Annotated in this window: 27 protein-coding genes; 12 read left to right on the plus strand and 15 right to left on the minus strand. The window is 67.0% G+C overall.

Annotated features, from left to right (window positions below; genetic code table 11):
* Positions 1 to 134: 134 nt before the first annotated feature.
* Entirely contained in the window at positions 135 to 1,583 is a 1,449-nt protein-coding gene (locus tag AJAP_RS43755; protein WP_148311565.1) for a hypothetical protein, read from the minus strand.
* A 248-nt stretch (positions 1,584 to 1,831) separates the two neighbouring features.
* Here AJAP_RS43755 and AJAP_RS43110 point away from each other — a divergent pair, with 248 nt between their 5' ends.
* From AJAP_RS43110 to AJAP_RS44125, 6 genes are all read left to right on the plus strand, one after another.
* Positions 1,832 to 2,272: an Imm1 family immunity protein gene (locus AJAP_RS43110; RefSeq protein ID WP_084098320.1), complete on the plus strand. Its 441-nt coding sequence runs from the start codon at positions 1,832 to 1,834 to the stop codon at positions 2,270 to 2,272.
* Positions 2,273 to 2,768: 496 nt separating this feature from the next.
* Entirely contained in the window at positions 2,769 to 3,080 is a 312-nt protein-coding gene (locus AJAP_RS45365) for a helix-turn-helix domain-containing protein (protein WP_148311566.1), read from the plus strand.
* Positions 3,077 to 3,361, plus strand: a complete 285-nt coding sequence (locus AJAP_RS43765) for a DUF397 domain-containing protein (RefSeq protein ID WP_103746183.1) — start codon at positions 3,077 to 3,079, stop codon at positions 3,359 to 3,361. Before AJAP_RS45365 ends, AJAP_RS43765 begins: the two co-directional genes overlap by 4 nt.
* A complete protein-coding gene (locus AJAP_RS24040; RefSeq protein WP_038515394.1) occupies positions 3,358 to 3,549 on the plus strand; it encodes a DUF397 domain-containing protein in 192 nt (63 codons plus the stop codon). The genes AJAP_RS43765 and AJAP_RS24040 overlap by 4 nt, the downstream gene beginning before the upstream one ends.
* A gap of 31 nt (positions 3,550 to 3,580) precedes the next feature.
* Complete coding sequence (locus AJAP_RS24045) at positions 3,581 to 3,955, plus strand: hypothetical protein (protein ID WP_148311567.1); 375 nt, start codon at positions 3,581 to 3,583, stop codon at positions 3,953 to 3,955.
* 31 nt (positions 3,956 to 3,986) lie between these two features.
* On the plus strand, positions 3,987 to 4,145 hold the full coding sequence (locus AJAP_RS44125) for a hypothetical protein (protein ID WP_158509802.1): 159 nt from the start codon (positions 3,987 to 3,989) through the stop codon (positions 4,143 to 4,145).
* A 299-nt stretch (positions 4,146 to 4,444) separates the two neighbouring features.
* On the opposite strand, the gene AJAP_RS24050 is transcribed toward AJAP_RS44125, so the two are convergent.
* Positions 4,445 to 5,428: a phosphotriesterase family protein gene (locus AJAP_RS24050; RefSeq protein WP_038515396.1), complete on the minus strand. Its 984-nt coding sequence runs from the start codon at positions 5,426 to 5,428 to the stop codon at positions 4,445 to 4,447.
* A gap of 5 nt (positions 5,429 to 5,433) precedes the next feature.
* Positions 5,434 to 7,089, minus strand: a complete 1,656-nt coding sequence (locus tag AJAP_RS24055) for an AMP-binding protein (protein WP_038515398.1) — start codon at positions 7,087 to 7,089, stop codon at positions 5,434 to 5,436.
* Between the two features lie 76 nt (positions 7,090 to 7,165).
* Between AJAP_RS24055 and AJAP_RS24060 the strand changes: the two genes are divergently transcribed.
* Positions 7,166 to 7,987 carry an enoyl-CoA hydratase-related protein gene (locus AJAP_RS24060; RefSeq protein WP_228694574.1) on the plus strand — a complete coding sequence of 274 codons (822 nt, stop codon included), beginning with the start codon at positions 7,166 to 7,168 and terminating at the stop codon, positions 7,985 to 7,987.
* Between the two features lie 37 nt (positions 7,988 to 8,024).
* Here the strand turns inward: AJAP_RS24060 and AJAP_RS24065 are convergent, their stop codons facing one another.
* Both AJAP_RS24065 and AJAP_RS45105 read right to left on the minus strand, forming a co-directional pair.
* Positions 8,025 to 8,360: a hypothetical protein gene (locus AJAP_RS24065; RefSeq protein WP_038515401.1), complete on the minus strand. Its 336-nt coding sequence runs from the start codon at positions 8,358 to 8,360 to the stop codon at positions 8,025 to 8,027.
* 59 nt (positions 8,361 to 8,419) lie between these two features.
* Positions 8,420 to 8,554: a hypothetical protein gene (locus AJAP_RS45105; RefSeq protein ID WP_267284089.1), complete on the minus strand. Its 135-nt coding sequence runs from the start codon at positions 8,552 to 8,554 to the stop codon at positions 8,420 to 8,422.
* Here AJAP_RS45105 and AJAP_RS24070 point away from each other — a divergent pair.
* Entirely contained in the window at positions 8,544 to 9,032 is a 489-nt protein-coding gene (locus AJAP_RS24070) for a beta-class carbonic anhydrase (protein WP_037344123.1), read from the plus strand. The genes AJAP_RS45105 and AJAP_RS24070 overlap by 11 nt on opposite strands.
* A 46-nt stretch (positions 9,033 to 9,078) precedes the next feature.
* Here the strand turns inward: AJAP_RS24070 and AJAP_RS24075 are convergent, their stop codons facing one another.
* Positions 9,079 to 9,864: an SDR family oxidoreductase gene (locus AJAP_RS24075; protein WP_038515402.1), complete on the minus strand. Its 786-nt coding sequence runs from the start codon at positions 9,862 to 9,864 to the stop codon at positions 9,079 to 9,081.
* Positions 9,861 to 10,616, minus strand: a complete 756-nt coding sequence (locus AJAP_RS24080; RefSeq protein WP_038515404.1) for an SDR family oxidoreductase — start codon at positions 10,614 to 10,616, stop codon at positions 9,861 to 9,863. The genes AJAP_RS24075 and AJAP_RS24080 overlap by 4 nt, the downstream gene beginning before the upstream one ends.
* A 124-nt stretch (positions 10,617 to 10,740) precedes the next feature.
* Here AJAP_RS24080 and AJAP_RS24085 point away from each other — a divergent pair, with 124 nt between their 5' ends.
* On the plus strand, positions 10,741 to 11,355 hold the full coding sequence (locus AJAP_RS24085) for a TetR/AcrR family transcriptional regulator (protein WP_038515406.1): 615 nt from the start codon (positions 10,741 to 10,743) through the stop codon (positions 11,353 to 11,355).
* Positions 11,356 to 11,513: 158 nt separating this feature from the next.
* Positions 11,514 to 12,887: an MFS transporter gene (locus tag AJAP_RS24090; protein WP_038515407.1), complete on the plus strand. Its 1,374-nt coding sequence runs from the start codon at positions 11,514 to 11,516 to the stop codon at positions 12,885 to 12,887.
* On the opposite strand, the gene AJAP_RS24095 is transcribed toward AJAP_RS24090, so the two are convergent.
* Positions 12,846 to 13,805, minus strand: a complete 960-nt coding sequence (locus tag AJAP_RS24095; RefSeq protein ID WP_038515408.1) for a helix-turn-helix transcriptional regulator — start codon at positions 13,803 to 13,805, stop codon at positions 12,846 to 12,848. The two genes, AJAP_RS24090 and AJAP_RS24095, sit on opposite strands and share 42 nt — an antisense overlap.
* A 256-nt stretch (positions 13,806 to 14,061) precedes the next feature.
* Here AJAP_RS24095 and AJAP_RS24100 point away from each other — a divergent pair, with 256 nt between their 5' ends.
* A complete protein-coding gene (locus AJAP_RS24100) occupies positions 14,062 to 14,517 on the plus strand; it encodes a nucleoside deaminase (RefSeq protein WP_038515410.1) in 456 nt (151 codons plus the stop codon).
* Here AJAP_RS24100 and AJAP_RS24105 read toward each other — a convergent pair.
* Complete coding sequence (locus AJAP_RS24105; protein WP_051972582.1) at positions 14,514 to 15,773, minus strand: GGDEF domain-containing protein; 1,260 nt, start codon at positions 15,771 to 15,773, stop codon at positions 14,514 to 14,516. The two genes, AJAP_RS24100 and AJAP_RS24105, sit on opposite strands and share 4 nt — an antisense overlap.
* 229 nt (positions 15,774 to 16,002) lie before the next feature.
* Here AJAP_RS24105 and AJAP_RS24110 point away from each other — a divergent pair, with 229 nt between their 5' ends.
* Complete coding sequence (locus AJAP_RS24110) at positions 16,003 to 16,953, plus strand: chitinase (protein ID WP_038515412.1); 951 nt, start codon at positions 16,003 to 16,005, stop codon at positions 16,951 to 16,953.
* Positions 16,954 to 17,044: 91 nt separating this feature from the next.
* Here the strand turns inward: AJAP_RS24110 and AJAP_RS24115 are convergent, their stop codons facing one another.
* The 6 genes from AJAP_RS24115 to AJAP_RS24140 form a co-directional block, all read right to left on the minus strand.
* The gene (locus AJAP_RS24115) at positions 17,045 to 18,613 is read right to left on the minus strand and encodes an ABC transporter substrate-binding protein (protein ID WP_228694575.1); all 1,569 of its coding nucleotides are present in this window, start codon (positions 18,611 to 18,613) and stop codon (positions 17,045 to 17,047) included.
* 19 nt (positions 18,614 to 18,632) lie between these two features.
* Positions 18,633 to 20,657 carry a hypothetical protein gene (locus AJAP_RS24120; protein WP_038515416.1) on the minus strand — a complete coding sequence of 675 codons (2,025 nt, stop codon included), beginning with the start codon at positions 20,655 to 20,657 and terminating at the stop codon, positions 18,633 to 18,635.
* A 181-nt stretch (positions 20,658 to 20,838) separates the two neighbouring features.
* The gene (locus AJAP_RS24125; RefSeq protein ID WP_038515419.1) at positions 20,839 to 21,300 is read right to left on the minus strand and encodes a hypothetical protein; all 462 of its coding nucleotides are present in this window, start codon (positions 21,298 to 21,300) and stop codon (positions 20,839 to 20,841) included.
* Positions 21,301 to 21,516: 216 nt separating this feature from the next.
* On the minus strand, positions 21,517 to 21,786 hold the full coding sequence (locus AJAP_RS24130) for a hypothetical protein (protein WP_038515421.1): 270 nt from the start codon (positions 21,784 to 21,786) through the stop codon (positions 21,517 to 21,519).
* Positions 21,787 to 21,903: 117 nt separating this feature from the next.
* Positions 21,904 to 22,506, minus strand: a complete 603-nt coding sequence (locus tag AJAP_RS24135; RefSeq protein WP_037344111.1) for a TetR/AcrR family transcriptional regulator — start codon at positions 22,504 to 22,506, stop codon at positions 21,904 to 21,906.
* Positions 22,503 to 23,342: an SDR family oxidoreductase gene (locus AJAP_RS24140; RefSeq protein ID WP_038515423.1), complete on the minus strand. Its 840-nt coding sequence runs from the start codon at positions 23,340 to 23,342 to the stop codon at positions 22,503 to 22,505. Before AJAP_RS24140 ends, AJAP_RS24135 begins: the two co-directional genes overlap by 4 nt.
* Positions 23,343 to 23,346 lie beyond the last annotated feature (4 nt).

Below are 23,346 nucleotides of genomic sequence, written 5' to 3' on the forward strand. Positions count from 1 at the left end.
ATCAAATCAACTATGTCAACACCGAAGTAAACTATTCCATGCTTGAATAGCCGCAGGTGGTGAGTGCTTTAATGAAGTGCGGTATTCCGAGAAAGAATGCCGCCGTGGCTAAATATTCTCAGCCAGGATGTTGATCAAGGGTTGCGCTTGACCTCGGCCAGCAGCTCGCGGAAGTCGCGCCCCGCGTCGGTGCCGTACGTGGTGAGCTCGTCTTCAAGTTCGGTCGAGACCATCAGTAGTGATGGGCGACTCTGGCGGCCGGACTGGAGCGCGCGCATGCCCAGTTCCTCCGCCTGTTCGACGTCGCCGCGCCTTGCGGCTATGACGGCGAGGGTTAGCTCAGCTTCGGCTATGCGCATCGGGGAAAGCGGAACGCCCTCGGGATTGACCCCGCGTCGGATTACTTCCTCGGCATTTCGCTGTGCGAGTTGGTCTTCGCCGACAATTCGATAGGTATCCATTGCGTAGAAGTCCCACTTGTCAGGATCAACAACAAAGTGGTTATCCGGCCTATCCGGGAAGGGGAGCCGATCCAGGAGGGCGCTGCCGTTGTCCAGCGCTTGGCGAACCTCCTCGGGCTTGCCCATACGGGCGTACGCTTTCGCCTGCTGCCCGTACAACTGCACTGCGACAGAGTGGGAGGGTGCCGCCAAAACCCCCGCTTCAGCGGCCGGAATAACGGCGCGGTAATTTCCCGCCGTCAGATGGAACCATGCGAGCATTTCATGCGCCCACCCTACAATTCCTTGATCCCCGGCTTCCTTACCTAGTTCCATTGCCATGCGACGTGTCGCTTCCGCTGCGCGAGCATCGCCTGTGTCGTATTCCAGGCATCCGACAAGCAAGGCCAGTGTTCCCGCCTTGCTGAGTATGTCGCGGTGCTGTGACAGCGTCAGTCGATTTTCGAGCAACTGTGTCATCTTGCCCAGCCACTCTTTACCGGCAACCATCAGCGTGCGAGCGTCAGCATGCGGATAGTCGCAACACAATTGCTCTACAGTGATACTGAGTGCGTCAATGGTTGACGAGTCGATTGCCGATGCGCGCACGCGCCGCAAGAGTTCAAGTGTATCCATTCCGGTGTTGACCACCAGAAGTTCGTCACGTTCCCCTGCCGCAATTAGCTTATTGGATTCATGGCCAGCATTGGCAGTCCGCGGAATCCTCAATCGGCTTTCACCTGGGAAATCGAACCAAAGAAGATGCTGCGGCAGATGCAGAATCTTTGCATAGTTCCGGAGATTTCCGAGGTTTTCTTCCGGCTTTCCGTTTTCAAGCTTGCTTACTTGGGCTTGCGTAAGTCCCAACCAGCGACCCAGCAACTCTTGATTGAGTGCCTTCCCGAACAGTTGAAGGTGGCGCGGGTGGTTCCGATACGCCTTGAAGACCTTCCCAATGTGATGGCTCGCGAAGGCTGCGCGAAAAGCATCAGTCTCGAAGAATTCATTCCGAAGCTGCGCAGGGGGTGTCCGCAGCTGGTCACGCTGTTCTCTTAGGCACTTGCTGCACATTCGGGCCGTATTGTCGGCAGCGAGCAAGGTCCCGCATTCCGGGCAGTTCCGTGAACCACCGGGTGTACCCATGCGATCCCCCTTGCCGAGGTCTGTACCGATCAGCCTCCGACCAGCGTACCTAGCGCTATCGGCCGCCACCACCGAGTGAAGCTCACAGCCCCCTGATCTGACCTCCCACCTGCGGATATGTCAGATCCAGCATGTGGCATGCCCGAGTAGATATAGACCCCCGCGCCACTCCCCGTGACCGTAGGCCGAGCAAGACTCCGACAGGGGGCCGAGACCGGCTTCAACCGACCGAACGGTGACATGGACGCATGATTGTGACGGCATCGCTTTCTTCCGGCGTGGCCCGAGTCGCGCGCGGAATGGCTGCATCGGCCGCACTTGTTGAAGAAATCTTGACAATAGACCACACCGATTCGGAAACCACCCTTTCGATCGGCGAAGTTGAGTTCTACATCAGCAAGGATGGCCCGTTTCCAAATCATCAATTTCGGGTAAGCGTTCGCCCGTCCATTGGTCTTGCCGCGTTGAACTACATGGACAACGACGATGCTCAAATGCCGATCGCGAACTCATACAATCCCAGGCGTCCACTTCCTGAATCAAACCTCATCTTCAATGGGTCAGTGGGGTCGGTGTTTCCCCGCTCGGCGGCAATTCCTATTGCCGATGCGCGCACTGCGTTAATCGAGTGGCTAAATACGAGACTGCGGCCAACCTGCATTCAATGGCGCCCATACGACAAATACTGAAGGAACCGGCAATGACGACAGGAACTCAATCGACCTCAGAGCGGCATCACTTGACTTGGATCACAGCCGATAGCGATGCTGTGATCGATCATGCGGTGACCGACGACGCCTTGGCGGCAGGAATGGCGTCCCAGGGTGTATATCAGGGCTTGTGTGGAGTGCTGTTCGTTTCTGCGCCAATGACTGCCGCTCCGGGAAATGTGTGTGTAGGTTGCCGCCTGTTTATAGAGGCGCGAGCATCCTTGAAGTCAATGGAACAGCGAATGTCAGTCCGGCGCTGCCATCGTCGCCATGCACGTCCCGGTGTACTAGCCCGGATGGCGGCGGCATTGAAATCTCCGGCTGTCCCGTCTCATATTCCGCATCCCCGTTCCGGGTTGACTGCGACCGGGGACGACTACGCCACCACAGATTCAGCGACGGCGGGCAGCGCTGCGGTCGCGCCCGTATCCACCGGTCGGCACGCGCTGCGCGGAACGCGAGGACGGGGCCAGCGATGAACCCAAACGTGCCGGAATATGCCGCATTGAAAGAACTTTCCAATGTTGCGGAGGTTCTGCATTCGGTCCGGACAGCGCGCGGCCTGTCCCAAAGTGACATATGTTCGGCGTCGGGCATGGGAAGCGCTACGGTTTCCCGACTGGAGTCCAATTTCGACTATTACTCAGACGCGTTGGTGCGTCATCTAGGTGCATATGCGGCCGCTCTCGGATACACGTTGCGTTTCGTGCTTGTCCACGACTCTGCCAGCGCTCCGAATGCTGGCACCGTTTGGCAAGTAGATCACGATAGGGAGCAAACAACATGAGTGTCACTGATCTGGAGACACAGCGCGGGCTTGCCGAGTTGGTCCGACAGACGACAGAACTGGCGTTGTCCCCGGATGCGGGTTGGTCGGAGACCGGCCCGCCGGGTGACCGCCTGCGGCACGCATTCGTGTCCTATGGGGACAGTGTGTTCACGCTGCTATGCAACGACAAAGGCAGGGTTTTGGTGTTCACCGCGCGGGAATGGGACGCATTTCTCGACGGTGTGCGCAATGGAGAGTTCGACACCGAAGCAGGACTCACGGAAGGAAGCAGGGCATGAAGTTCACGGGCTGGAAGAAGGCACACAAGACCCATTGGGAAGAGAACGCATGCGTGGAGATCGGCACGGCGCCGGGGTTCGTCGGCATCCGTGACACCAAGCAGGCCGGAGTGCCGGACGCGGCGCGGACGGTACTGGCGGTATCCACGGGCACGTTCGCCGCGTTCGTGAACGGCCTGCGCGGCTAGACCCGCGCGAGACGGCAAGGGAGCACCGGTGATGGAGCGGGTAGCGAATCCTTATATGGCGGGGTCGGCATGGGAAGTGGTCGGCAAGCTGCGGCAGGGGCTTTGGGTGGTGTTCGACCACCAGTGGGGCCGCAACGGGCCCGATCCGCTGATGTGGCAGGAGATCGTTCAGGCGACATGCGTTCAGGAGGACGTGCCGGTCGCTTTCATCACCATCCCGCGCCGTGACCTGACGGTGGTGGTGAACCCGCGCATGCAACCGTCGTTTGATCAGGTGCGGGAGTCGGTGGACGCGATGCTGCGGCATCGGTTCACCGGCCACCCGATCCCGTCGGAGATGGTCGCCAAAACCGGATCGGATAACCCCTTGGCCGCCGACCGCGCACGGCACCGCCTCCGCCCCTGATGACCCACCAGCACGACCGAGAGACCGAGGGATGACCAACCGTAAACCGACCAAGGCAGAAGATCAGGCGGCCGCCGCCGTGCTGGACGCCGTGAATAACGGAGACATGAAGCGTGCAGCGGTGTTGAACAGGCTTCTGGAGATGACGATCGAGGACAACGACGCAGCCGCCGAGAACCCGCAGGAGTAGCCGCATCCCACGTTCATGCCGCCGTTAAAGTCCCCGCTCCGACTCCACCAGGTCGGGAACATGTGGAATCCAAGGTGAGTAGCAGGTCGCCTCCATGAGCTGCGTTGATCCACCTGCGGTAGGCATGAGTGCCAGAGTCGAGCCGCCCGCCCCCTGACACGACCGGGGGCAGGCGACTCCTCGCACTTATGGCTCATAAGGGACGAGCGGAGTACATTGTTGTTGGTTGACTTAGACGGTGGCTAACCCGAATCGCCACTCACGACCACCCCGCCCCAGGCCCCCAGAACGACAGGGGGTCAATACGCGCCCCCGTGCTCGAAGAACCGCCGCGGATTGTCGACCAGCATCGTCGTTATGTCCTTTTCGGAAACCCCCGACTCCCGCAATGCGGGCAGCACGTCACGGGTGATGTGGAGGAAATGCCAGTTGGGCGCCACGGCGGCCATCTTGTCCTGCTCGAACCAGTCGATGAAACAGGAGGCGTCATGGGAGAGCACCATGCTTTCGGCGTAACCGCGCTCGCACAGCGCCGCGACCGTGGCGACCCGTTCGTCGAACGACAGCAACGGGTCGAGCCCGAACCGGTCCATCCCCAGCAGCGATCCCTTGTCGGCGATCTCGGTGAGGTAGTCGAGGTCGGTGGTGTCACCGCTGTGGCCGATGAGGACCCTGCTCAAGTCGACGCCTTCGGAGGCGAAGACGGCCTGCTGTTCGAGGCCGCGCCGGGTGGGCGCGTGCGTGTGGGTCATGATCGGCGCGCCGGTCTCCCGGTGCGCCTTCGCGACCGCGCGCAGGACGCGTTCGACGCCGGGGGTGACGCCGGGTTCGTCGGTCGCGCATTTCAGCAGGGCCGCCTTCACCCCAGTGCCGGCGATTCCGTCCACGATGTCGCCGGTGAAGAGACCGACCAGCGGATCCTCGCCGTCGTCGAAGATGAGCCCCGGTCCGCGATGGTGCAGGTAGTGCGGGACGTCGTTGTAGGTGTAGAGCCCGGTCGCGACGATGATCCGGAGATCGGTTTCGGCCGCGACCCGCTGAACGCGCGGGATGTAGCGGCCGAGCCCGATCACGGTGGGGTCGACGATGGTGTCGATCCCGGCGGCCTTGAGTTCGTCGAGCCGCCGGATCGCGTCGGCGACGTGTTCGTCTTCGCGGAACCCGTCGTGTTCGGGATGGTTCGCCATGAACTCGGGACTGAGCACGAACAGGTGCTCGTGCATGAGCACCCGGCCCAGCTCGCCGGTGTCGACGGGGCCTCGGACGGTTTCGACCTGCGCCATCCCGCTCAGCCCCTCTCCCGCAGTTCGCGGCGGAGGATCTTGCCGCTCACCGTCTTCGGCAGTTCGTCGAGCACCTCGATCACCCGCGGGTACTTGTACGCGGCGAGGCGTTCCTTGCAGTACGCGACGAGGTCCTGGGGGTCGGGCGTGGTGCCCGGCGCCGGGCTGATGTAGGCCTTCACGGTCTCGCCGCGGTACGCGTCCGGAACGCCGACGACGGCCGCTTCACGCACCGCCGGATGCGTGTACAGGACGTCCTCGACCTCACGCGGCCAGACCTTGAACCCGGAGGCGTTGATCATGTCCTTCTTGCGGTCGACGACGTAGACCCAGCCGCTCGGCTCCATGAAGCCGATGTCGCCGGTCAGAAGCCTGCCGCCGGGCAGCGCGGCTTCGGTCGCCTCGGGCCGGTTCCAATAGCCGGGGATCACCATCGGGCCTTCGACGACGATCTCACCCGCCGTCCCGAACGGCTGTTCTTCACCGTTCTCACCGAGGATGCGCACGATGGTCCCGGGGACGGGCAGGCCGATCGAGATCGTGCCGGACGCTTCGTCGATGGGCGCTTCGAGGCTGCTCGGCACGACGATGCAGCCCGCGGTCGTCTCGGTGAGCCCGTAGCCGTTGTGGATGTAGTGGCCGAACCGTTCCCGGAACATGCCGACCACGGCGGGCGGCAGCGCGGCGCCACCGGAGTACAGCAACTCGAAGGAGTCGAAGTGTTCGCGGCGCACGTCGGGGTGCGCCATCAACGCCATGTACGCCGTGGACGGGCCGACCGTGTACACGGGCTTGTGCTCCAGGAAGGCGTCGAGCACCACGCCGGGCTCGAACCGGTACGCGAGCGCGAGCGTGCCGCCGATGTCGATCGCGGAGGCGATTTCGCAGACCATGCCGGTGATGTGGAACAGCGGGGCGAGACCGAACAGTGTGGCGCCCTCGCCGAGACCGCTGAACGTGCTGAGCACGGCCGCGTTCGCGCCGAGGTTGCCGTGGGTGTTCATCGCCCCCTTCGGTGTCCCGCTGGTGCCCGAGGTGTAGCTGATCAGCGCGACGTCGTCGAGGCCGAGTCCGGGGTCGGCTGGCGGATCCCCCGCCGCGGCCCGCGCCACCGTCAGCAGATCGGCGGCGCCGGGAGTCGGTTCCCGCACGGTCTTGCCGAACACGCGCGGATCGTCGCGGCCCTGCAGGTCGAGTTCACTGGTGGTCAGCGCGATGGTCACGCCGCTGCCGGGCACGAGCGGGCGGATGCGGCGATTCCATCCGCTCTGCGAGCAGACGACCGCGCGCACCCCCGCGTCGTCGAAGACGTGCTGGAGTTCCCGTTCGCGGTACATCGGGTTGACCGGGACGACGATCCCGCCCGCCTTCCACGCGCCGAGCAACGCCAGCACGAACTGCGGGATGTTCTGCAGGACGAGGGCGAGCCGGTCGCCCGGCGCGAAACCGGAGGCCAGCAGATGACGCGCGACGCCGTCGGAGAGCTCGTCGACCTCGCGGTAACTCATCGTGGCGTCGAAGTAGGCGATCGCCGTGGCCTGCGGAGAGCGCTGGACCGCCCGCCGGAAAGACGCCAGGACCGTGGTCGCTTTCGGTGTCTCCGCCGCCTTCATCCGATCTTCGTAGGCGGCCAGCCATGGCTTCGCTTCGTACCGGCTCATGCAGGTTTCCTCCCTGACAAGTCTCGACGATCCCGTAAGCATCCGCTTAGTATGTCGATGACGCAAGGAGGTCGACGTGACCGATCAGCTCTCACCGTCCGAAGTGGACACTGCGGACACGGTCCGGTACGCCGTGAACGGCGCCGTCGCCACGATCACCTTCGACAAACCCGGCCGCGGCAACGCGATGGACCAGCCGATGCAGATCCGCTACGGCCGGCTGCTGGGCGAGGCGTCGGCCGATCCCGGGGTCCGTGCCGTCGTCGTCACCGGCAGCGGCCGCTCCTTCTGCCCCGGCGCGGACCTGGGACTGCTGGAGAACATCTCCATCAGCGGCACGGGCACGCCGGAACGAGAAGGGTTCCGCGACGTCCTCGCCGCCGCGTATGCCGACGTGCCGGTGGTCGCGGCGATCAACGGCGGCTGCGCCGGGCTCGGCTTCGTGATCGCCTGCGCCGCCGACGTCCGGTTCGCCGCGGCGGGCGCGAAGTTCACCACCGCGTTCGCGCGGCGGGGCCTCATCGCCGAATACGGGGTGGCGAAACTGCTGCCCGAACTCGTCGGCCGCGGCCGGGCACTCGATCTGCTGTTCTCCGGGCGGACCTTCACCGCCGACGAGGCGTACGAGTACGGCCTGGTGCAGGAAGTCGTGCCGCCGGGAGAGCTTTCCGCGCGGGCGATGGCCTATGCCACCGAGCTCGCGACCTACAGCGCGCCGCGCTCCATGGCGCTCATCAAACGGCAGGTCCTTCGCGAAGCCGGGCTCTCCCTGGAGGATTCCGCCCGCGAAGCCACCGCCCTGATGCTCGAATCCTTCGGCCACCCGGAACTTCCCGAAGGCCTGGCGAGCTGGAACGAACGCCGTCCGCCGGATTTCCCGCCGTACCAAGGAGTTTAGGTCGCCCCGGACACGCGTCCGGGGCGACAGGGGCGAATCAGACGGTTTCGCGCGTGGTCGCCGCGTCCTTCTCCGCCGCCAAAGCGGTGCAGGTGCGCACCCACAGCTCCCAGCCGCGCAGCGCCTGGTTGCAGTTCCAGCCGGTCCAGCGCCCCGCCTGCGCGCCCTCGTTGCCGGCGCGGTTGCAGGCGGTTTTGCTGCTCCAGCCCTCACTCACCTTGCGATACGGCGTACAGGAAGCCGCCGCGACGTCTCCCGACGCCCCGGCCGCGCACGGTTCCGCGGTGCTCGCCATCGCCGATCCCGCGGTCAGCATCGACCCCGCCACGGCTGCGGCAAGCACGAACCCACGGACCACGAAACGCTTGTTCATCGTGTTTCCTCACCGCGAGCAGGACCCCCACCCCACAGTGGCCGATTCCGCGGCGAAGATCAACCGCCGCGTGGATACACGCCGTGGTGGATCAGCCGGTCCGATCCCAGTTCATGGGCGCGGTTGCGCATGCGTGCATCCGAGCGGTCCACTCGGTCGTACTCCAGCCGGAAGGGGACAACCATGTCGGTCACCGATGAACTCCTGGCCAACAACGCCGGTTACGCCGCGCGCTTTTCCGGACCACTGCCCTTGCCGCCCGCCAAACACGTGGCCGTGCTCGCCTGTATGGACGCCCGCATCAACGTCTACGGTGTTCTCGGCCTTCAGGAAGGTGAAGCGCACGTCATCCGCAACGCGGGCGGCGTCGTCACCGAGGACGAGATCCGTTCCCTCGCGATCAGCCAGCGCCTGCTCGGCACCGAGGAGATCATCCTCATCCACCATACCGACTGCGGAATGCTCACCTTCACCGACGACGATTTCAAGAAATCCATTCAGGAGGAGGTCGGCGTCAAACCGGCCTGGGCCGCCGAGTCGTTCGGCGACGTCGACGCGGACGTCCGTCAGTCGATCGCGCGGATCAAGAACAGCCCGTTCATTCCCAAGAAGGATTCCCTCCGCGGTTTCGTGTTCGACGTCGCGACGGGGAAACTGAACGAAGTCGTCTGAAACAGAAGGGACCGCGCAGGGCGAAACCGTGCGCGGCCCCGGGAGATCATTCGCCGGTGACCTGCTCCACCTTGCGCTGCAGCTTGTTCATCCCGCCGAGCCAGCGGTCGGTCTGCGTGGCCCGCGCGGCGTAGTAGTCCGCGACCTCGGGATGCGGCAGCACCAGGAAACGGTCGGCGGCGATGGCCTCGAACAACGCGTCCGCGACCTGTTCCGGCTGGATCGCCGACGCGCCCATCAGCAGTTCACCCGCGGGGCCGGTGTTCTCCAGCATCGCCGTCCGCACGCCCTGCGGGCAGATGGCCTGCACGGTGAGCCCGCGGTGCCGGTACGTCGCCGACAGCCATTCGGAGAAGGCGAGCGCGCCGTGTTTGGTCACCGAGTACGACGCCGAACCGAGGCTGGTCAGCAATCCCGCGGCCGACACCGTCGAGATGAAGTGCCCGCGGCCGCGTTCGAGCCACGGCGGCAGCAGCAGCCGCGCGGCGCGCACGTGCGCCATGACGTTGACGTCCCAGATCCGCGCCCAGTCCTCCTCGGGCGCGTCCACGCCGCCCATCGGCGCGATCCCCGCGTTGGCACAGAAGACGTCGATCTCGCCGAGGGTTTCGCGGGCCGCCTCGATCAGCGACGCGACACCCGCTTCGCTCGCGGCGTCACCGGCGACGGCGGTCCCGCCGATCTCCTTCGCGACCTCGGCCGCGGCGTCCCCGTTCAGGTCGCCGACGACCACGCGCGCGCCCTCGGCGGCGAACCGGCGGGCGAGGACGGCACCGATCCCGCCGCCCCCGCCGGTGACGACGACACCGGATCCGGTGAAGGACGGGGTCACAGGCCACCGGCCAGCGTCACGCCGCCGTCGAGGACCATCGTCTGCCCGGTGATCCAGCCCGCCTCTTCCGAAAGCAGGAACGACACGGCGCTCGCGATGTCCGCCGGCACGCCGAGGCGCTTCATCGGGTACGGCTCCGAGACCTCTTCTTCGCGGCCTTCGTACAGCGCGGTCGCGAACTTGGTCTTGACCACGGCCGGCGCGACGGCGTTGACGCGGATCTTCGGGCCCAGTTCGAAACCGAGTTCCTTGGTGAGCCGGATCAGCGCGGCCTTGCTGACGCCGTACATCCCGATCCCGGGCGACGCGCCGAGCCCGGCGATGGACGCGACGTTCACCACCGCGCCGCCGTGCTCCCCCATCCACGCGTCGCGCGCCCGGCGGGTCCACGAAAGCGGGGCGAGCACGTTGACGGCGAAGATCTTCGCGGCGGCGGCGGGGTCGACGTCCAGCGTCGGCCCGAACACCGGGTTGATACCGGTGTTGTTGACCAGCATGTCGAGCCGTCCGAAGGCCTCGATGGTCTTGGCGACAGCCTCTTCCTGATGCGCGTCGTCGTCGGCCTTGCCCGGAACGGCGATGGCGACCGCCTCGCCGCCCAGTTCGGCGACCGCCTCGGCCAGCGGCTCCGGCTTGCGCGCGGTGATGCACACCTTCGCGCCGCGCTCGACGAGGTCCTTGGCGATCCCGAGGCCGATACCCCGGCTGGCGCCGGTGACGATCGCGACGCGATCCTTGAAGGAGTGGTTCACTCTGTCGATCTCCTCTGTGTTCACTAGCGAGCGCATTCACTAAGCGAGCGCTCACTTACAATGGGAAGGTCCGGAGGCGCTGTCAAGCCCACACTCCGGTTCGAGCGTCTGGGAGGATCTGCGGATGACCATGTCGCTGTCGGCCGAACTGTGGCCCGACGTCCAGCCGGAGACGGCACGGCGCCTGATGCTGGCCGGGGTCGAATCCTTCGCGCGGCGCGGCTATCACGCGACCACCACCAGGGACATCGCCTCGGCGGCGGGAATGAGCCCCGCGGCACTGTACGTGCACTTCCCGTCCAAGGCCGCGCTGCTGTTCGCGATCTCGAAGTACGGCCACGAGCAGACACTCTCCCTCGTCGAGAGCGTCGTGGCACGGGAGACCGACCCGGTCGAGCGGATCCGGCTGCTGGTGGAGGACTTCGTGGCCTGGCACGCGCGGAGGCACACCGTGGCCCGCGTGGTGCAGTACGAACTGCAGGCACTGCCCGACGAGGAGTTCGAGATCGTCGCGAAACTGCGCCGCCGCATCGAGCAGGTCGTGCGCGAGGTCGTCACCGAAGGCGCCCAGGCGGGCGTGTTCACCGTCGGCGACCCGCACACCGCGGCCCGTGCCGTGCTCTCGCTCGGCGTCGACGTCTCCCGCTGGTACAGCGAACGTGCCCGCCAGACGCCCAAGAAGCTGGGCCAGGAGTACAGCGAGCTGGTGCTGCGCATGCTCGGCACGAAACTCTCCTGACCAGTACTGATCGGCCTTTCCCGGCGATACCGCCACCAGAGTGACATACCAACTGGTCGGTATCTAGAATTACCCGTTGAGACGTTGACCACATACTAAGCGGTTGTTAACTTGCCCGGACTGCATCGCCGCAGCAGCGCCGAGCGAAGGGCATCCAGATGGCCGACACCGCACCGAACGCCCCCGGAACCGCCGCCGAACCGACGATCACCGTCTCCCAGCGCAGGAGGGCCGCGACCGCGGCGGCACTCGCCTCATCCGTCGAGTGGTACGACTACTTCGTCTTCGGGATCGCCGCCGCCCTGGTGTTCGGGAAGACCTTCTTCCCCACCACCAACGCGGCGGCCGGCGTCCTCGCCTCGTTCGCCACCTTCGCGGTCGGCTTCCTCGCCAGGCCGCTCGGCGGGATCATCGCCGGCAGCCTCGGCGACAAACGCGGCCGGAAACCCGTGCTGGTGCTGGCGATCGCGCTGATGGGCGCGGCGACCACGCTGATCGGCCTGCTGCCGACCTACGACTCGATCGGGATCGCCGCGCCGATCCTCCTGGTGCTGCTCCGGCTCGTGCAGGGGGTCGCCGTCGGCGCCCAGTGGGGTGGCGCGATGCTGCTCGCCACCGAGTACGCGCCGCCCGGCAAACGCGGTCTCTACGGCAGTCTCGTCCAGCTCGGCGTCCCGATCGGGGTCGTGCTGGCGAACACGGTGTTCCTGGTCGCCGCGCAGGTGGCGCCGCCGTCGGATTTCCTCGTGTGGGCCTGGCGGATCCCGTTCCTGGTCGGCGTCCTCGTGCTCGGGCTCGCCTGGTACATGCACGTCAAGATCGACGAGACGCCCGAATACCGCCGCGCGGAAGCGAAACTCGCCGCCGAGGAACGCGGCCGGGCCAAGTCGCCGCTGCGTGACGTCCTGCGTCACCACAAGGGAACGGTGCTGCTGGCCGGCGGTTCGTTCATGGTCAACACCGCCACCTTCTACATCCTGCTGAACGGCGTCCTCGACTACGCCACCCGCCATCTGGGTATGTCGCGAACCACCGTGCTCGTGGCGACCCTGCTGATCAGCACGCTGCAGCTGGCGATCATCCCGCTGTCGGCGAAACTGTCCGACCGGATCGGCAGGCTCAAGATCTACACCTTCGGCGCGGCGGGGGTCGCGCTCTGGGCGATCCCGATGTTCCTGCTGATCGACACGGCGTCGCTACCGCTGTTCGTGATCGCCTCGTTCGTCGGGTCGCTGTTCCTCGGCATCATGTACGGCCCGCAGGCCGCGCTGTTCGCCGAACTGTTCACCGCCGAGATGCGCTACACCGGCGCCTCGCTCGGCTACCAGATCAGCGCGGTCGTCGGCGGCGGGCTCGCGCCGTTCATCATGGTGCTGCTGCTGGAATCCACCGGCACGTCGATGTCGGTTTCGCTCTACATCATCGTGCTGGCCCTGATCTCGCTCGGTTCGATCGGCCTGCTCGCCAAACGCGCACGGTCCACTTCGGACTCAAACGACCGCGCGCGCGAAGCGGTCGGCGACCAGCCGTAGCCGCTCCTTGACCTCGTCCGGCGCCTCCTCCACGACGAAGTCCACGTCCCAGTGGGCGAGGTAGTAGGGCATCACGGAGAGGTCGTTGGAACCGACCCTGACCCGGCAGGTGCGCTCGTCGATGGCTTCGATCGTCCCGGCGGTCGGTGACACGTACTCGGCGAGCGCCTCCGCCGAGGCGCTGACCCGCAGCACCATCTGGTGCGGATACGGCGACGACGTGATCCCGCGGGAGACGTAGGCAGCGAGGTCCTCGGCGGGCGGTTCCCTCGGCGTGAAGCGGAAGCTGGTCGCCGGGACGCCGTCGATCCGGTCGACCCGGAAGGTCCGCCAGTCGTCCCGATCGAGATCGAAGGCGACCAGGTACCACCGGCGCCCGGTGTGCACCAGGCGCAACGGCTCGATGTAGCGCTCGGTGACGTCGCCGCTGTGGCTGCGGTAACCGAACCGGAGCCGCTGATGGTCGCGGCACGCGGACGCGATGACCGTCAGCGCCGCCGCGTCGATGACCGGGACGACGCCGCCGAGCGGGATCATCGCGGTGTTCAGCGCGGTCACCCGGTGCCGGAGCCGGGCGGGCAGCACCTGCTCCAGTTTCGTGAGCGCGCGTACCGAGGTCTCCTCGATCCCCGACACCGTCCCGTTCGCGGCCGTCCGGAGCCCGACGGCGACCGCGACCGCCTCGTCGTCGTCCAGCAGCAGGGGCGGCAGCGCGGCCCCCGCGCCGAGCCGATAGCCGCCCGCGACCCCGGGCGTGGCGTGTACCGGGTAGCCCAGCTCCCGCAGCCGCTCGACGTCGCGCCGGACCGTGCGGACGTCCACCTGCAGCCGGTCGGCCAGATCGGCGCCCGGCCAGTCGCGCCGCGCCTGCAGCAGGGAGAGGAGCCTCAGCAGCCGTGCCGACGTGCCCGTGGTCATCGGTTCGCTCGCTTCATGGGAGGGAGTCTGGCAGACATTCAGGACAGATCCGGTCCGCATTGGGCCCGCGGCTCGGGTTGGGCAGCTGAGGTACATGAAGGCCCCCTTCCTTGCGTCTAGCGCGAGGAAGGAGGCCTTCATGTACTTAGGGAGTCCGTGAAGGCCTCCTTCACGGACTGGGCGTGCGATCAAGCCGCGCCCAACAGCCGCCCCTTGGCCGCGGTGGCGTGGTGGGCACAAGCCGTAAGGTGACCGGATGATCGATCCCGCGCAGCTGCTGTCCGTCGCCCGCGAAGAGGCCGAACTCGGCAAGGCCGAGGGCGGGGTCCCGATCGGCGCCGCCCTCTTCGACACCACCGGCGCCCTGCTCGGCCGCGGCCACAACCGCCGGGTCCAGGACGGCGACCCGTCGATGCACGCCGAGACCTCCGCGTTCCGGAACGCGGGCAGGCGGCCGCACTACCGGGACACGATCATGGTCACCACCCTCTCCCCCTGCTGGTACTGCAGCGGGCTGGTGCGCCAGTTCGGCATCGGCCGGGTGATCATCGGCGAGGCCACCACGTTCGAGGGCGGGCACGGCTGGCTCGAGGAGAACGGCGTCGAGATCACCCTGCTCGACGATCCGGCCTGCACCGCGTTGATGACCGAGTTCATCCGGGATCACCCGGAGTTGTGGTTCGAGGACATCGGCGTCCACACCGCGGACTAGTTTTCGGCCTCGAAGACGACGGTCCGGTTGCGCCCGGCCCCCTTCGCCGCGCGCATCGCCTGATCCGCCGCGCCGACGAGCCGGTCGAGCGTCTCACCGCCGGCGGGATGCGACGACACTCCGATCGAGACCGTCGCCCCGGCGAACGTCCCACCCAGTGAGACGAACGTCGAGGAGATCCGCAGCCGGATGCGTTCGGCGATCGCGTGCGCGTCGAACCGGCTCGTGCCGGGCAGCAAGACGACGAATTCCTCGCCGCCGAACCGGCCGACCAGGTCCGCCGCGCGGACCTCGGCACGCAAAGTGTCCGCCACGGCACGGAGGACGTCGTCCCCGACTTGCCTGCCGTGCCGGTCGTTGAGCCGGGCGAAGTGGTCGAGATCGAGCATCAGCAGCGAAAGATCCGCGCCACGGCCCCGAAGCAGATCGAACTGGGTGCGCGCACCGTCCAACCAGGACGACGCGGTGAGCAGCCCGGTGCCGGAATCCGTACCCGCGTGGCCGCGCAGGGCGCGCATCGTCCCGGCCCGGTGAAGTACCACGAGCGCCCCCGCGAGTACCACGGTGGCATACGGCCATTCCGCCGCCGACCACGCGAGCAGCAAGCCGAACGCGACCATCGCCGCGTCGAAGGCGAACCCCGACGGTTCCGCCCCGAATTCGGCCGCAGGCGCGGCCAAAGCGGCGTCGACGGACAGGAAAATCAGCCCGGTGGCGAAAACCAGGGCGAAACTCTCGAAATCCCTTGCCGCGTCGGCGAACGGCGGCGCGCCGAGCAGGACCGGGATGATCGAGGCACCGAGCGCCGAAAGCATGGTGGCGGAGGCCGCGAACGCCTGGCGGTGCGGAATCCCGCGCCGGATCCGGAACCAGCGGTAGCCCGCCGAAGCGGCGACGAGCACCGCGGCCAACGCGGGCGGCAGCAGCAAAGCGCCCGCGAAGATCCAGGCCGCGTCCAGTCCGGCGCCGAGCCGGGTGTCGGCACGGGACCGTTCGACGGGCCGCGAAAGCTCCGCACTGAGGATCATTCCCGCCAGCAGAGCCGAAAACGGGAGCAAGGACGACGGCGCGGGCGGCCGCAACACGAAGAGGTAGGTGGTGGCGGCGAAAGCGGCGAAGTCGACGAGGAGCAGGTACCCGATCAGGCCCCGCCTGGGTAGTTCCCACAGGCTCCAGGACCCCAGTATCCGCCGCGGCGCGGCGAGCCGGTCTCTCCGGCCGCGGCTTCCGGTCGCCATCAGGGAGTCCCCCACCATTTCGGCAAACTAGCCGGTAATCGCGATGGTGTCGATCCGCTTTCCGGGTCATCACCCCCCTACTAAGGTCGGTCGTTTCCGCCGGGATTCCCGGTGAATTCTTGACAGTCCTCAATGGTCTAGTCCACTGTGAGTGAGCACACGGTGACCTCCCGGTTGATACGCCGCGTCAAGACGGAGGTGCTCCACACCTGCGCGCCTCGCCGCGCGCGTACCAGTTGGAGGACCTATGAAATCGCTACGACGCTGGGCGACACTGGCCACCGCCGCGGGCGCCGCTCTCGCCACGACCGTCGGCCTCGCCCCCGTCGCCTCGGCTGCCCCGGATCCGGTGCTCGCCTCGCCTTATCTGTACCAGTGGTCGGGACAGACGGACCCGATCGCCGCGATGAACGCCACCGGGGTCAAGGCCTTCACCCTCGCGTTCGTCCTCTCCGACGGCGGTTGCAACCCGAAATGGGACGGCAGCCGTTCCCTCACCGGCTCCGACGCCACGCTGATCAACAACATCCGGGCCAAGGGCGGCGACGTCATCCCGTCGTTCGGTGGCTGGTCCGGGACGAAGCTCGGCCCGAAATGCGGCACCGCCGCGGCACTCGCCGGCGCGTATCAGAAGGTCATCGACGCCTACAAGCTCAAGGCGATCGACCTCGACATCGAGAACACCGACGAGTTCGAGAACTACACCGTCCAGGACCGGATCCTGAACGCCGTCAAGATCACGAAGCAGAAGAACCCAGGCCTGCGCGTGGTCATCACCATCCCGACCGAGGTGGGCGGCCCCAACTCGCACGGCAAGCGGCTGATCAACCAGTCGAAGGCGCTCGGCGCGGGGGTCGACGCGTGGTCGGTCATGCCGTTCGACTTCTCCAGCGGCGGCGACATGGCCGGCAAGACCCGCAGTGCCGTGGACGGGCTGAAGAACGTCGTGAAGTCCACCTTCGGCCTGAGCGACGACGCGGCCTACCGGCGCAGCGGGCTTTCGTCGATGAACGGGAAGACCGACGTGGCGGGCGAAACCGTCAGCGTCGCCGACTTCCGCGCGATCCGCGACTACGCGGCGAGCAAACATCTCGCCCGGCTGTCGTTCTGGGCGGTCAACCGCGACTGCAACAACTGCGCGGGGATCTCGCAGGGCAAGTACGACTACACCAAGATCGTCGCGGGTTACACCGGCTGACTTCCGTTCCCCACCGGTGTCAGTCCGTGAAGGCCTCCTTCCCTACTCTCAGGGTAGGGAAGGAGGCCTTCACGCTTTCAGGCCGAGAACCTCAGCGACCGCAGTCCGCGTTCGTGTTCAGCGGCCGTCCCCGTGACCACACCAGATCGACCGGATGCACCGAACCGTCCGGATCGATCGACAGGATCGGCAGCGCCTTGTCGAGCTGGTTCCCCGTAGCCTGATCGAACGCGACGAACCCGGTCGCGCCGGGCACCGGGGAGTTGCAGTCGATACTGCGCAACACGTTCGGCACCGAAACGGGATCCGACGACACGTTCTGTACCGCGGCTTCGACGGCCGCCGCGACCGCGTCGTGCTCGATCATCGCGGCACCGTCCCACAGTTCCGCCTGGGGAAAACCGTGGGTACCGGTGAATTCGGCGACGAAGTTGTCGTAATTCTTCTTGTACGTCGGATGCGCCGGATCGGCGGTGAACATATCCCACTGGTCGGGATACGCGAGCGCCGTGTAGCGGAGCCGGACGCTGATGTCCTTGTTCAGCTGCAAGGGTTTCCCGGCGAGCGTGCTCGCGTCGTCGCCGGTCATCACGGTCACCGTGTCGAGTCCTTCACAGGCGCCGTCACCCGCCAGCGACGCCACGAGGGCACCGAGGTCCAGTCCACGGCCGGCGAAGTAGATCAGGTCGGGTCTCGCACCGCAGATGTCGTTGTGCCACCTGCTGAACAGCCCTCGCAGATACGCCTCGCGCGAAGTGTCGGTGAGCGGTTTGACGTCATAAGTCTTCGTGAAGATCACCGGGACCTTCGAGGAGCTCTGGAAGGCTTCGGCGAGCGTGGTCGCGTAGGTGTCCTCCTTGCTGACGCCCTGGATCATCATCACGCGCTTGAAACCGTGCGCGGCGATGTATCCGGCCGCGGCGCGGGCCTCGTCGGTGTTGGTCGGGCCGACGCGGAAGAAGTTGTCGATCCGTACGCCCTTCGGGTCGGTGTTCATGTTGTCCGCGGTGACGGTCGCGCCGATCGTGGCGATCCCGTGCCGGGACAGTTCGGCCACCAGCGCCCGGCTGCTCTCCGTGCTGATGCCGATGTCGGTGACCGCCACGATGCGCTGGGCGGCGGCCGCGGCGACGATCTCGTCGGCGACGACCTGCCAGTGCTCGGCGTTGCTCCCGTAGTTGGCCAGCAGGAGCTTGATCCCCGGCGGCCCGTTCTTCGGCCACGCGGCGGTGATCGCGCCCTGGATCTCCCGCCGGACGAACGGGAACGGCTGGCTGTCGACCTTCGGATCGGGCGCGAGGTTCTCCAGCACCACGATGGTCTTGAAGTTCTCGCCCGCCATCTCGTTGCGGCCCTTGATGAGTTTCTCCAACGGGTCGAGCGGATCGTCCTCCCGCATCGGGCCCGAGTCGAGGTTCAGCCCGACACAGACGTACGACGTGCCGATCGACTCCTCGTCCGCGTCCACCGCGCGCAGGCCGGGACCGCAGGACTCCCACGGGCTGATCGACACCAGCGCGGCACCCAGCAGCACGACGACGATCGCGATCAGCAGCACCCGATGGCGGTGCGCCCAGCCGCGCGGCCGCACCGGTGGTCCCGTCGCCGCGCGTTCACGGGCCGCGGACATACGTGTTCTCAACGAATCGAGCCAGGACATGACGGAGTTCCGTTCCGGGTCAGGGGAATTCGCCGCGACGGGCGGCTTCCTTGGCCGACACGAGCGCGCCGACGTCGGGCTGGTGCGAAGTGGTGGCCAGCGCGGCGAAGGCGTTCGCGATCACCTGGTGCTGAGCCTGCCCGCGGACCGCGAAGGGGTTGGCGGTCAGCCAGCCCGCCGCGATGAGCCGGGCGACGTTGTTCCGGATCTCGGACCGGCCGGCCGGGCATTGCGCGTTGTCGAGGTTGACGAGTTCTTCGTACAGTTCCGCGTGATCCCGCTCGGGCGGCAGATCGTCCGGCGCGTTCAGCACGAGTTCGAGCTTCGCGATCCACTCCGCGTGCGGGATCCGGTTGAACTCGCGCTCGAAGAACGTGACCACTTCGCCGATGTCGCCCAGCGCGAGATTGCAGTAGGCCAGGCGCACCGGATCCTGCGCGGTGTCCGGATCGTCGCGCAGCGCCTTGAACTGGTCGGTGTAGGTCGGCCCGTCCCCGTCACCGCGCCGGGCCAGCGCGGACACCAGGTTCGCCGCGATCCACGGATGCAGGGCGGCCTGGTCGTCGGTCGAACCGGGTGAGTTCCTGGCCCTGACCCACAACGAGGTGCGCAGTTCGGTCAGGATCCGGCCGACGTGCGGCTGGTCGATCCGGCTCTGCGCGGCGTCCGGGATCAGCCAGGGCGCGGTCGCGAACGGGGCCGCGGTCACGAAGTCGTCGACGTGGACGTCGTCGAGGTGTTCGGTCAAGGCGAGCTCGGTCAGCCTGCGGTAGCAGGGATCCTGCTCGCCACGCGGGTCGGTGGTGAGCAGGTCTCGATCGCCCTCGCGCGCGTCGCTCCCCCGCAACCGCCCGGTGAGCTGCTCGACCGCCGACGGCAGCCCGCCGGTCGCCCGGTGCGCGAGCGTGACCTTCGGTGTCCGCGCGCCGGAATCGAGGATCCGCGCGATCCGCCCGATCGACTGCGGCGAGATCCGGACCGGGTAATAGGCCGAGTCGAGCGCGCCGTTGGCCGGGTTCGCCCAGTCGTCGTAGGAAGCCTCCTCGCAGTCCACCATCGGCCGGACGGCGGGCGGGGCGCCGGACGCGGGTTTCCACGGCGCCAGCCAGGCGGTGCCCCAGTCGTCGTGCCACCGCCCGCTGGTGGCGATCACCAGCAGCGCGTCGTGTGCCTCGCGGTCGTTCGGATGCTGGACGGCATGCCGTTCCCTGGCCGCGATCAGATCGGCGAGGAACTCGGTCCCGCCGGGATGGTCGACGTCGTCGAGCACCACCACCCAGTTGTGCCAGTGTCTGCGCTGCAGCGAGATGTCGCAGGTACAGGGGCTCTTCTCCTCCGGCTTGGCCATCCGGGGATGGTTCTCCCGGACGTCGCCGAGGAACGCCGCCATCAGCCACTCGGTGACCGCCTTGGCGTCACGGGCGCTGCCGTGCGCGAGCCGGTTGAGTTCGAGCAGCGCGTCGAACGGGGATCTCCCCTCGGCGTGGGGGAAGTCCGCCAGCGACCGCAGCGCCTTCCCGAGCCGGGGCCGGATGTTCCGGACCAGATGCGGGAACGTCTGGCGGAACAGATCCGCGTACGGGGGCTCGACGAGACCGGTCGCCTTCGCCGTCTCGGTCAGCGTGTCGAGCGTGCTGTCCATCGCCGGTGTCCAGATGATCCGGTCGAGACTGCCGAGCAGCGACTTCAGTTGCGCCAGGTCGTCGTCGCGATTTCGACCGGAAAGCTCCGCCTGGACTGCGATCAGCGCAATCGTGAAACGAATGAACTGCGGTTTCGGTCGATTTCGCCATTTCCTCGAAAACGAATAGGCCAGTTTCGTGAGCACGTCGATCGTGCCCGCCCTGCCGCCTTGACCGAAATCGAATCCGGCGTGGACGACACCCCAGCCCAGGTCGCGGCGGATCGCCTCCAGTGCCGTGGTCTTCCCCGAACCGACCGGTCCGAGCAGCAGCGTCACCGGCTGCGGGCGCGACGGATTCCCCGTCTCGCGGTTGATCAGCATTCTCCGGGCGAACTGCACCGCGGGAGAATGTCGGTCCACACTCATTTTCCTGTTCAGCCCCTAGCCGTGCTCCGGGAGGAATGGAGAGTGCGAACCATCGTAGGTATCCGGCCGAAGACGGGGCACAGGAAAAATGACACCAGACACGAATGGACGAAATCGGGGATGAATCGTGATTCTCGGTCGACGGTGAGCGACGACGCCGGTCACCCGATCGGCGCTACCGGCCCCATTGCGGCCAGCGGCCGCCTTGATGACCGCCGCCGTAATACCAGTCGTAGTACTGGTCGAAGTCGTGGTGACCGGCGCGCGGATCCGGCCGCGCTTCGGGTTCCGGCGTGGGGGTCGGGGACGGCGTCTCCGAGCCGTGCATCGACGCGGTCATCGGCGGCGGGGGTGCGACGCTGCCGCCCGAGGGTCCAGACGGGACGGGCGAGGAGGCCGGGACGTCGATCGCCTGCGGCGCGATGGTCAGCGACGGCGGCAGGAGCGGAGTACCGGGGACGACGCCGCCCGGGTCGGAAGGAATGAGCACGACGGCCAGCAGCCCGCCGACGAGCACGCCGCCCGCCGAAAGCGCCGAGATCCACCGGATCCTGCCGGTGCCCGGAGCGGCTTCCGGAGCCCGGTGCTTCGGCCCGCGCGGTCCCCGGCGACGGGGTGCCGCGCCGGCTTCCCGCATCAACTCGCTCAGTGTCCGTTGATGAACCCGCTGGCGAGTTCGACACAGCGGGTTCAGAGCGTCCTCACCGGTATCGCGGCGAGCCGTGCGTGCCATCGGCACCTCCCAACCCGGTCCGTCGCCCGGCGACGGCCTCATCCCGGGGTGGATCCTAGGAACGCGGGAGGTGCTTGTAAACGGTCGTCGTCCACTGCGGACAGACGATGCGGTGAAAGGTCAGGCGGCGGCGGTGACCGCGATCGCGGCTTCGCCCGCCTCGGTCAGCTCGGCGGGCACCCGGCCGGTGACGGCGGAGGGTCCGGAGGACTCGGCGGGGCGGATGTACCCGCCGTGGGCCAGCGCGTGCGCGGTCATCTGATCGCAGCAGGCGAACCCGTCGATGAAGAGATCCGGCTCGCAGCTGCACGACATCTGGGCACGGCGCGCCGCGACCGCTCGCAGCATCGCCATCGCGCGATGGGACAGTTCGACCTCTGAACCGGACACCGGACTGGACCTCTCTCGATCAGCCACCTGAATCAGCAGCACTTACACCGTGTTATCGGCCGCTGCTCCATCAGTGTTAACAAGATCTCAGACGTCGGTGGTGACTTTTCGGTTCCGTCAGATCTTCGCCGACGCCAAGGTCGGTTCCAGGACCCGCGCCCACTGCGCGACGATCTGCTTGCGCCGCTTCGTGTCGTCGGTCAGCAGGTTCGCCAGGCCCAGGCCGCGGGCAAGATCGAGAGTGGCCTGGACCAGCTCGCGAACGCCCTGGTGGGACTCGTCGACGCCGAGCAGCTCGACGGTCACCCGGTGTGCTTCCCGGCCGACCCTGGCCTCCAGCGGCACCAGCGTCGCCCGGAGCGAGTCGTCGGTCGATGCCGCGACCCACAGGTGGAGCGCGGCACGGAACAGCGGCCCGCTGTAGAGGTTGAGCACCATGTCGACGGCCCGCTCGATCCGCGACCGGCCCGACGGCAGTTCCGCCGCGCGGGCCCGCAGTTCCACGATCTGGATCTCGCCGACGTGCTCGACCGCGGCGGCGACCAGGTCCTCCCTGGTCGGGAAGTGGTGCTGGGCGGCGCCGCGCGAGACCCCGGCGCGTTCGGCGATGACCGCGACGGTGGTCCCGTGCCAGCCCAGCTCCCCGATCGTCTCGACGGCGGCCTCGACCAGCCGCCGCCGGGTCGTGCGGCTGCGCTCCTGCTGTGGTTCGCGGATCACGGGGTGCGGCTTTCGACCCAGAAGTCGAGCTGCAGGTCTTCCTCCCGCCCGCCGACGCGGTACTTCGCGAAGTCGGTGACGCCCTCGGCGGCCAGCACCTCGTCGTCGAGGTAGAAATTCCCCGTCGCCTCGGTGCTCGGTTTGGTGAGGATCGCGTGCGCGGCGTCGGCCATGATCTCCGGCGTCCGCGATTTGGCCGCCAGCTCCGCGCCGACGACGTTGCGGATCGCCGCGGTGTCGATCGTCGTGCGCGGCCACAGCGAGTTCGCCGCGATGCCGTACGGCCGCAGTTCCGCGGCGAGCCCGACGGTCACCAGGCTCATCGAGTACTTCGCGATGCTGTACGCGAGATGCCCGGCCTGGAACCACTTCTCGTCGAGGCTGATCGGCGGCGACAGCGTCAGGATGTGCGCGTTCTCCGCGAGCTTCAGATACGGGATGGCGAGCTTCGACAGCAGGAACGACCCGCGCGCGTTGATGTCCTGCATCAGGTCGTAGCGTTTCATGCTGACGGATTCGGTCGGCGTCAGGTCGATCGCGCTCGCGTTGTTGAGCACGATGTCGATGCCGCCGAACTGCTCCGCGGTCCGCGCGATCGCGGCCTCGACCGACGTGTCGTCGCGGACGTCGCCGACGATCGGCAGCGCCTGCCCGCCGGCGTCCTCGATCGCCTTGGCCGCGGTGTAGAGCGTGCCCGGCAGCTTCGGATGCGGCTCGGCGGTCTTGGCCAGCAGGGCGATGTTCGCCCCGTCGCGGGCGGCGCGGACCGCGATGGCCTCGCCGATACCGCGGCTGCCGCCGGAGATGATGATCGTCTTGCCGTGGAGCGTGCTCATACGT

Source organism: Amycolatopsis japonica (assembly GCF_000732925.1).
In the GTDB taxonomy this organism is placed as follows: domain Bacteria; phylum Actinomycetota; class Actinomycetes; order Mycobacteriales; family Pseudonocardiaceae; genus Amycolatopsis; species Amycolatopsis japonica.

Bases quoted from the DNA above. Each gene is read 5' to 3' on its own strand.
- AJAP_RS24055 (WP_038515398.1), bottom strand. From the start codon at position 7,089: ATGAGCCGGTACGAAGCGAAGCCATGGCTGGCCGCCTACGAAGATCGG.
- AJAP_RS24110 (WP_038515412.1), top strand. From the start codon at position 16,003: ATGAAATCGCTACGACGCTGGGCGACACTGGCCACCGCCGCGGGCGCC.
- AJAP_RS24070 (WP_037344123.1), top strand. From the start codon at position 8,544: ATGTCGGTCACCGATGAACTCCTGGCCAACAACGCCGGTTACGCCGCG.
- AJAP_RS24115 (WP_228694575.1), bottom strand. From the start codon at position 18,613: ATGTCCTGGCTCGATTCGTTGAGAACACGTATGTCCGCGGCCCGTGAA.
- AJAP_RS24095 (WP_038515408.1), bottom strand. From the start codon at position 13,805: ATGACCACGGGCACGTCGGCACGGCTGCTGAGGCTCCTCTCCCTGCTG.
- AJAP_RS24140 (WP_038515423.1), bottom strand. From the start codon at position 23,342: ATGAGCACGCTCCACGGCAAGACGATCATCATCTCCGGCGGCAGCCGC.
- AJAP_RS44125 (WP_158509802.1), top strand. From the start codon at position 3,987: ATGACCAACCGTAAACCGACCAAGGCAGAAGATCAGGCGGCCGCCGCC.
- AJAP_RS24040 (WP_038515394.1), top strand. From the start codon at position 3,358: ATGAAGTTCACGGGCTGGAAGAAGGCACACAAGACCCATTGGGAAGAG.
- AJAP_RS43110 (WP_084098320.1), top strand. From the start codon at position 1,832: ATGATTGTGACGGCATCGCTTTCTTCCGGCGTGGCCCGAGTCGCGCGC.
- AJAP_RS24045 (WP_148311567.1), top strand. From the start codon at position 3,581: ATGGAGCGGGTAGCGAATCCTTATATGGCGGGGTCGGCATGGGAAGTG.
- AJAP_RS24100 (WP_038515410.1), top strand. From the start codon at position 14,062: ATGATCGATCCCGCGCAGCTGCTGTCCGTCGCCCGCGAAGAGGCCGAA.
- AJAP_RS24085 (WP_038515406.1), top strand. From the start codon at position 10,741: ATGACCATGTCGCTGTCGGCCGAACTGTGGCCCGACGTCCAGCCGGAG.
- AJAP_RS24090 (WP_038515407.1), top strand. From the start codon at position 11,514: ATGGCCGACACCGCACCGAACGCCCCCGGAACCGCCGCCGAACCGACG.
- AJAP_RS24125 (WP_038515419.1), bottom strand. From the start codon at position 21,300: ATGCGGGAAGCCGGCGCGGCACCCCGTCGCCGGGGACCGCGCGGGCCG.
- AJAP_RS24065 (WP_038515401.1), bottom strand. From the start codon at position 8,360: ATGAACAAGCGTTTCGTGGTCCGTGGGTTCGTGCTTGCCGCAGCCGTG.
- AJAP_RS24050 (WP_038515396.1), bottom strand. From the start codon at position 5,428: ATGGCGCAGGTCGAAACCGTCCGAGGCCCCGTCGACACCGGCGAGCTG.
- AJAP_RS45365 (WP_148311566.1), top strand. From the start codon at position 2,769: ATGAACCCAAACGTGCCGGAATATGCCGCATTGAAAGAACTTTCCAAT.
- AJAP_RS43755 (WP_148311565.1), bottom strand. From the start codon at position 1,583: ATGGGTACACCCGGTGGTTCACGGAACTGCCCGGAATGCGGGACCTTG.
- AJAP_RS24105 (WP_051972582.1), bottom strand. From the start codon at position 15,773: ATGGTGGGGGACTCCCTGATGGCGACCGGAAGCCGCGGCCGGAGAGAC.
- AJAP_RS43765 (WP_103746183.1), top strand. From the start codon at position 3,077: ATGAGTGTCACTGATCTGGAGACACAGCGCGGGCTTGCCGAGTTGGTC.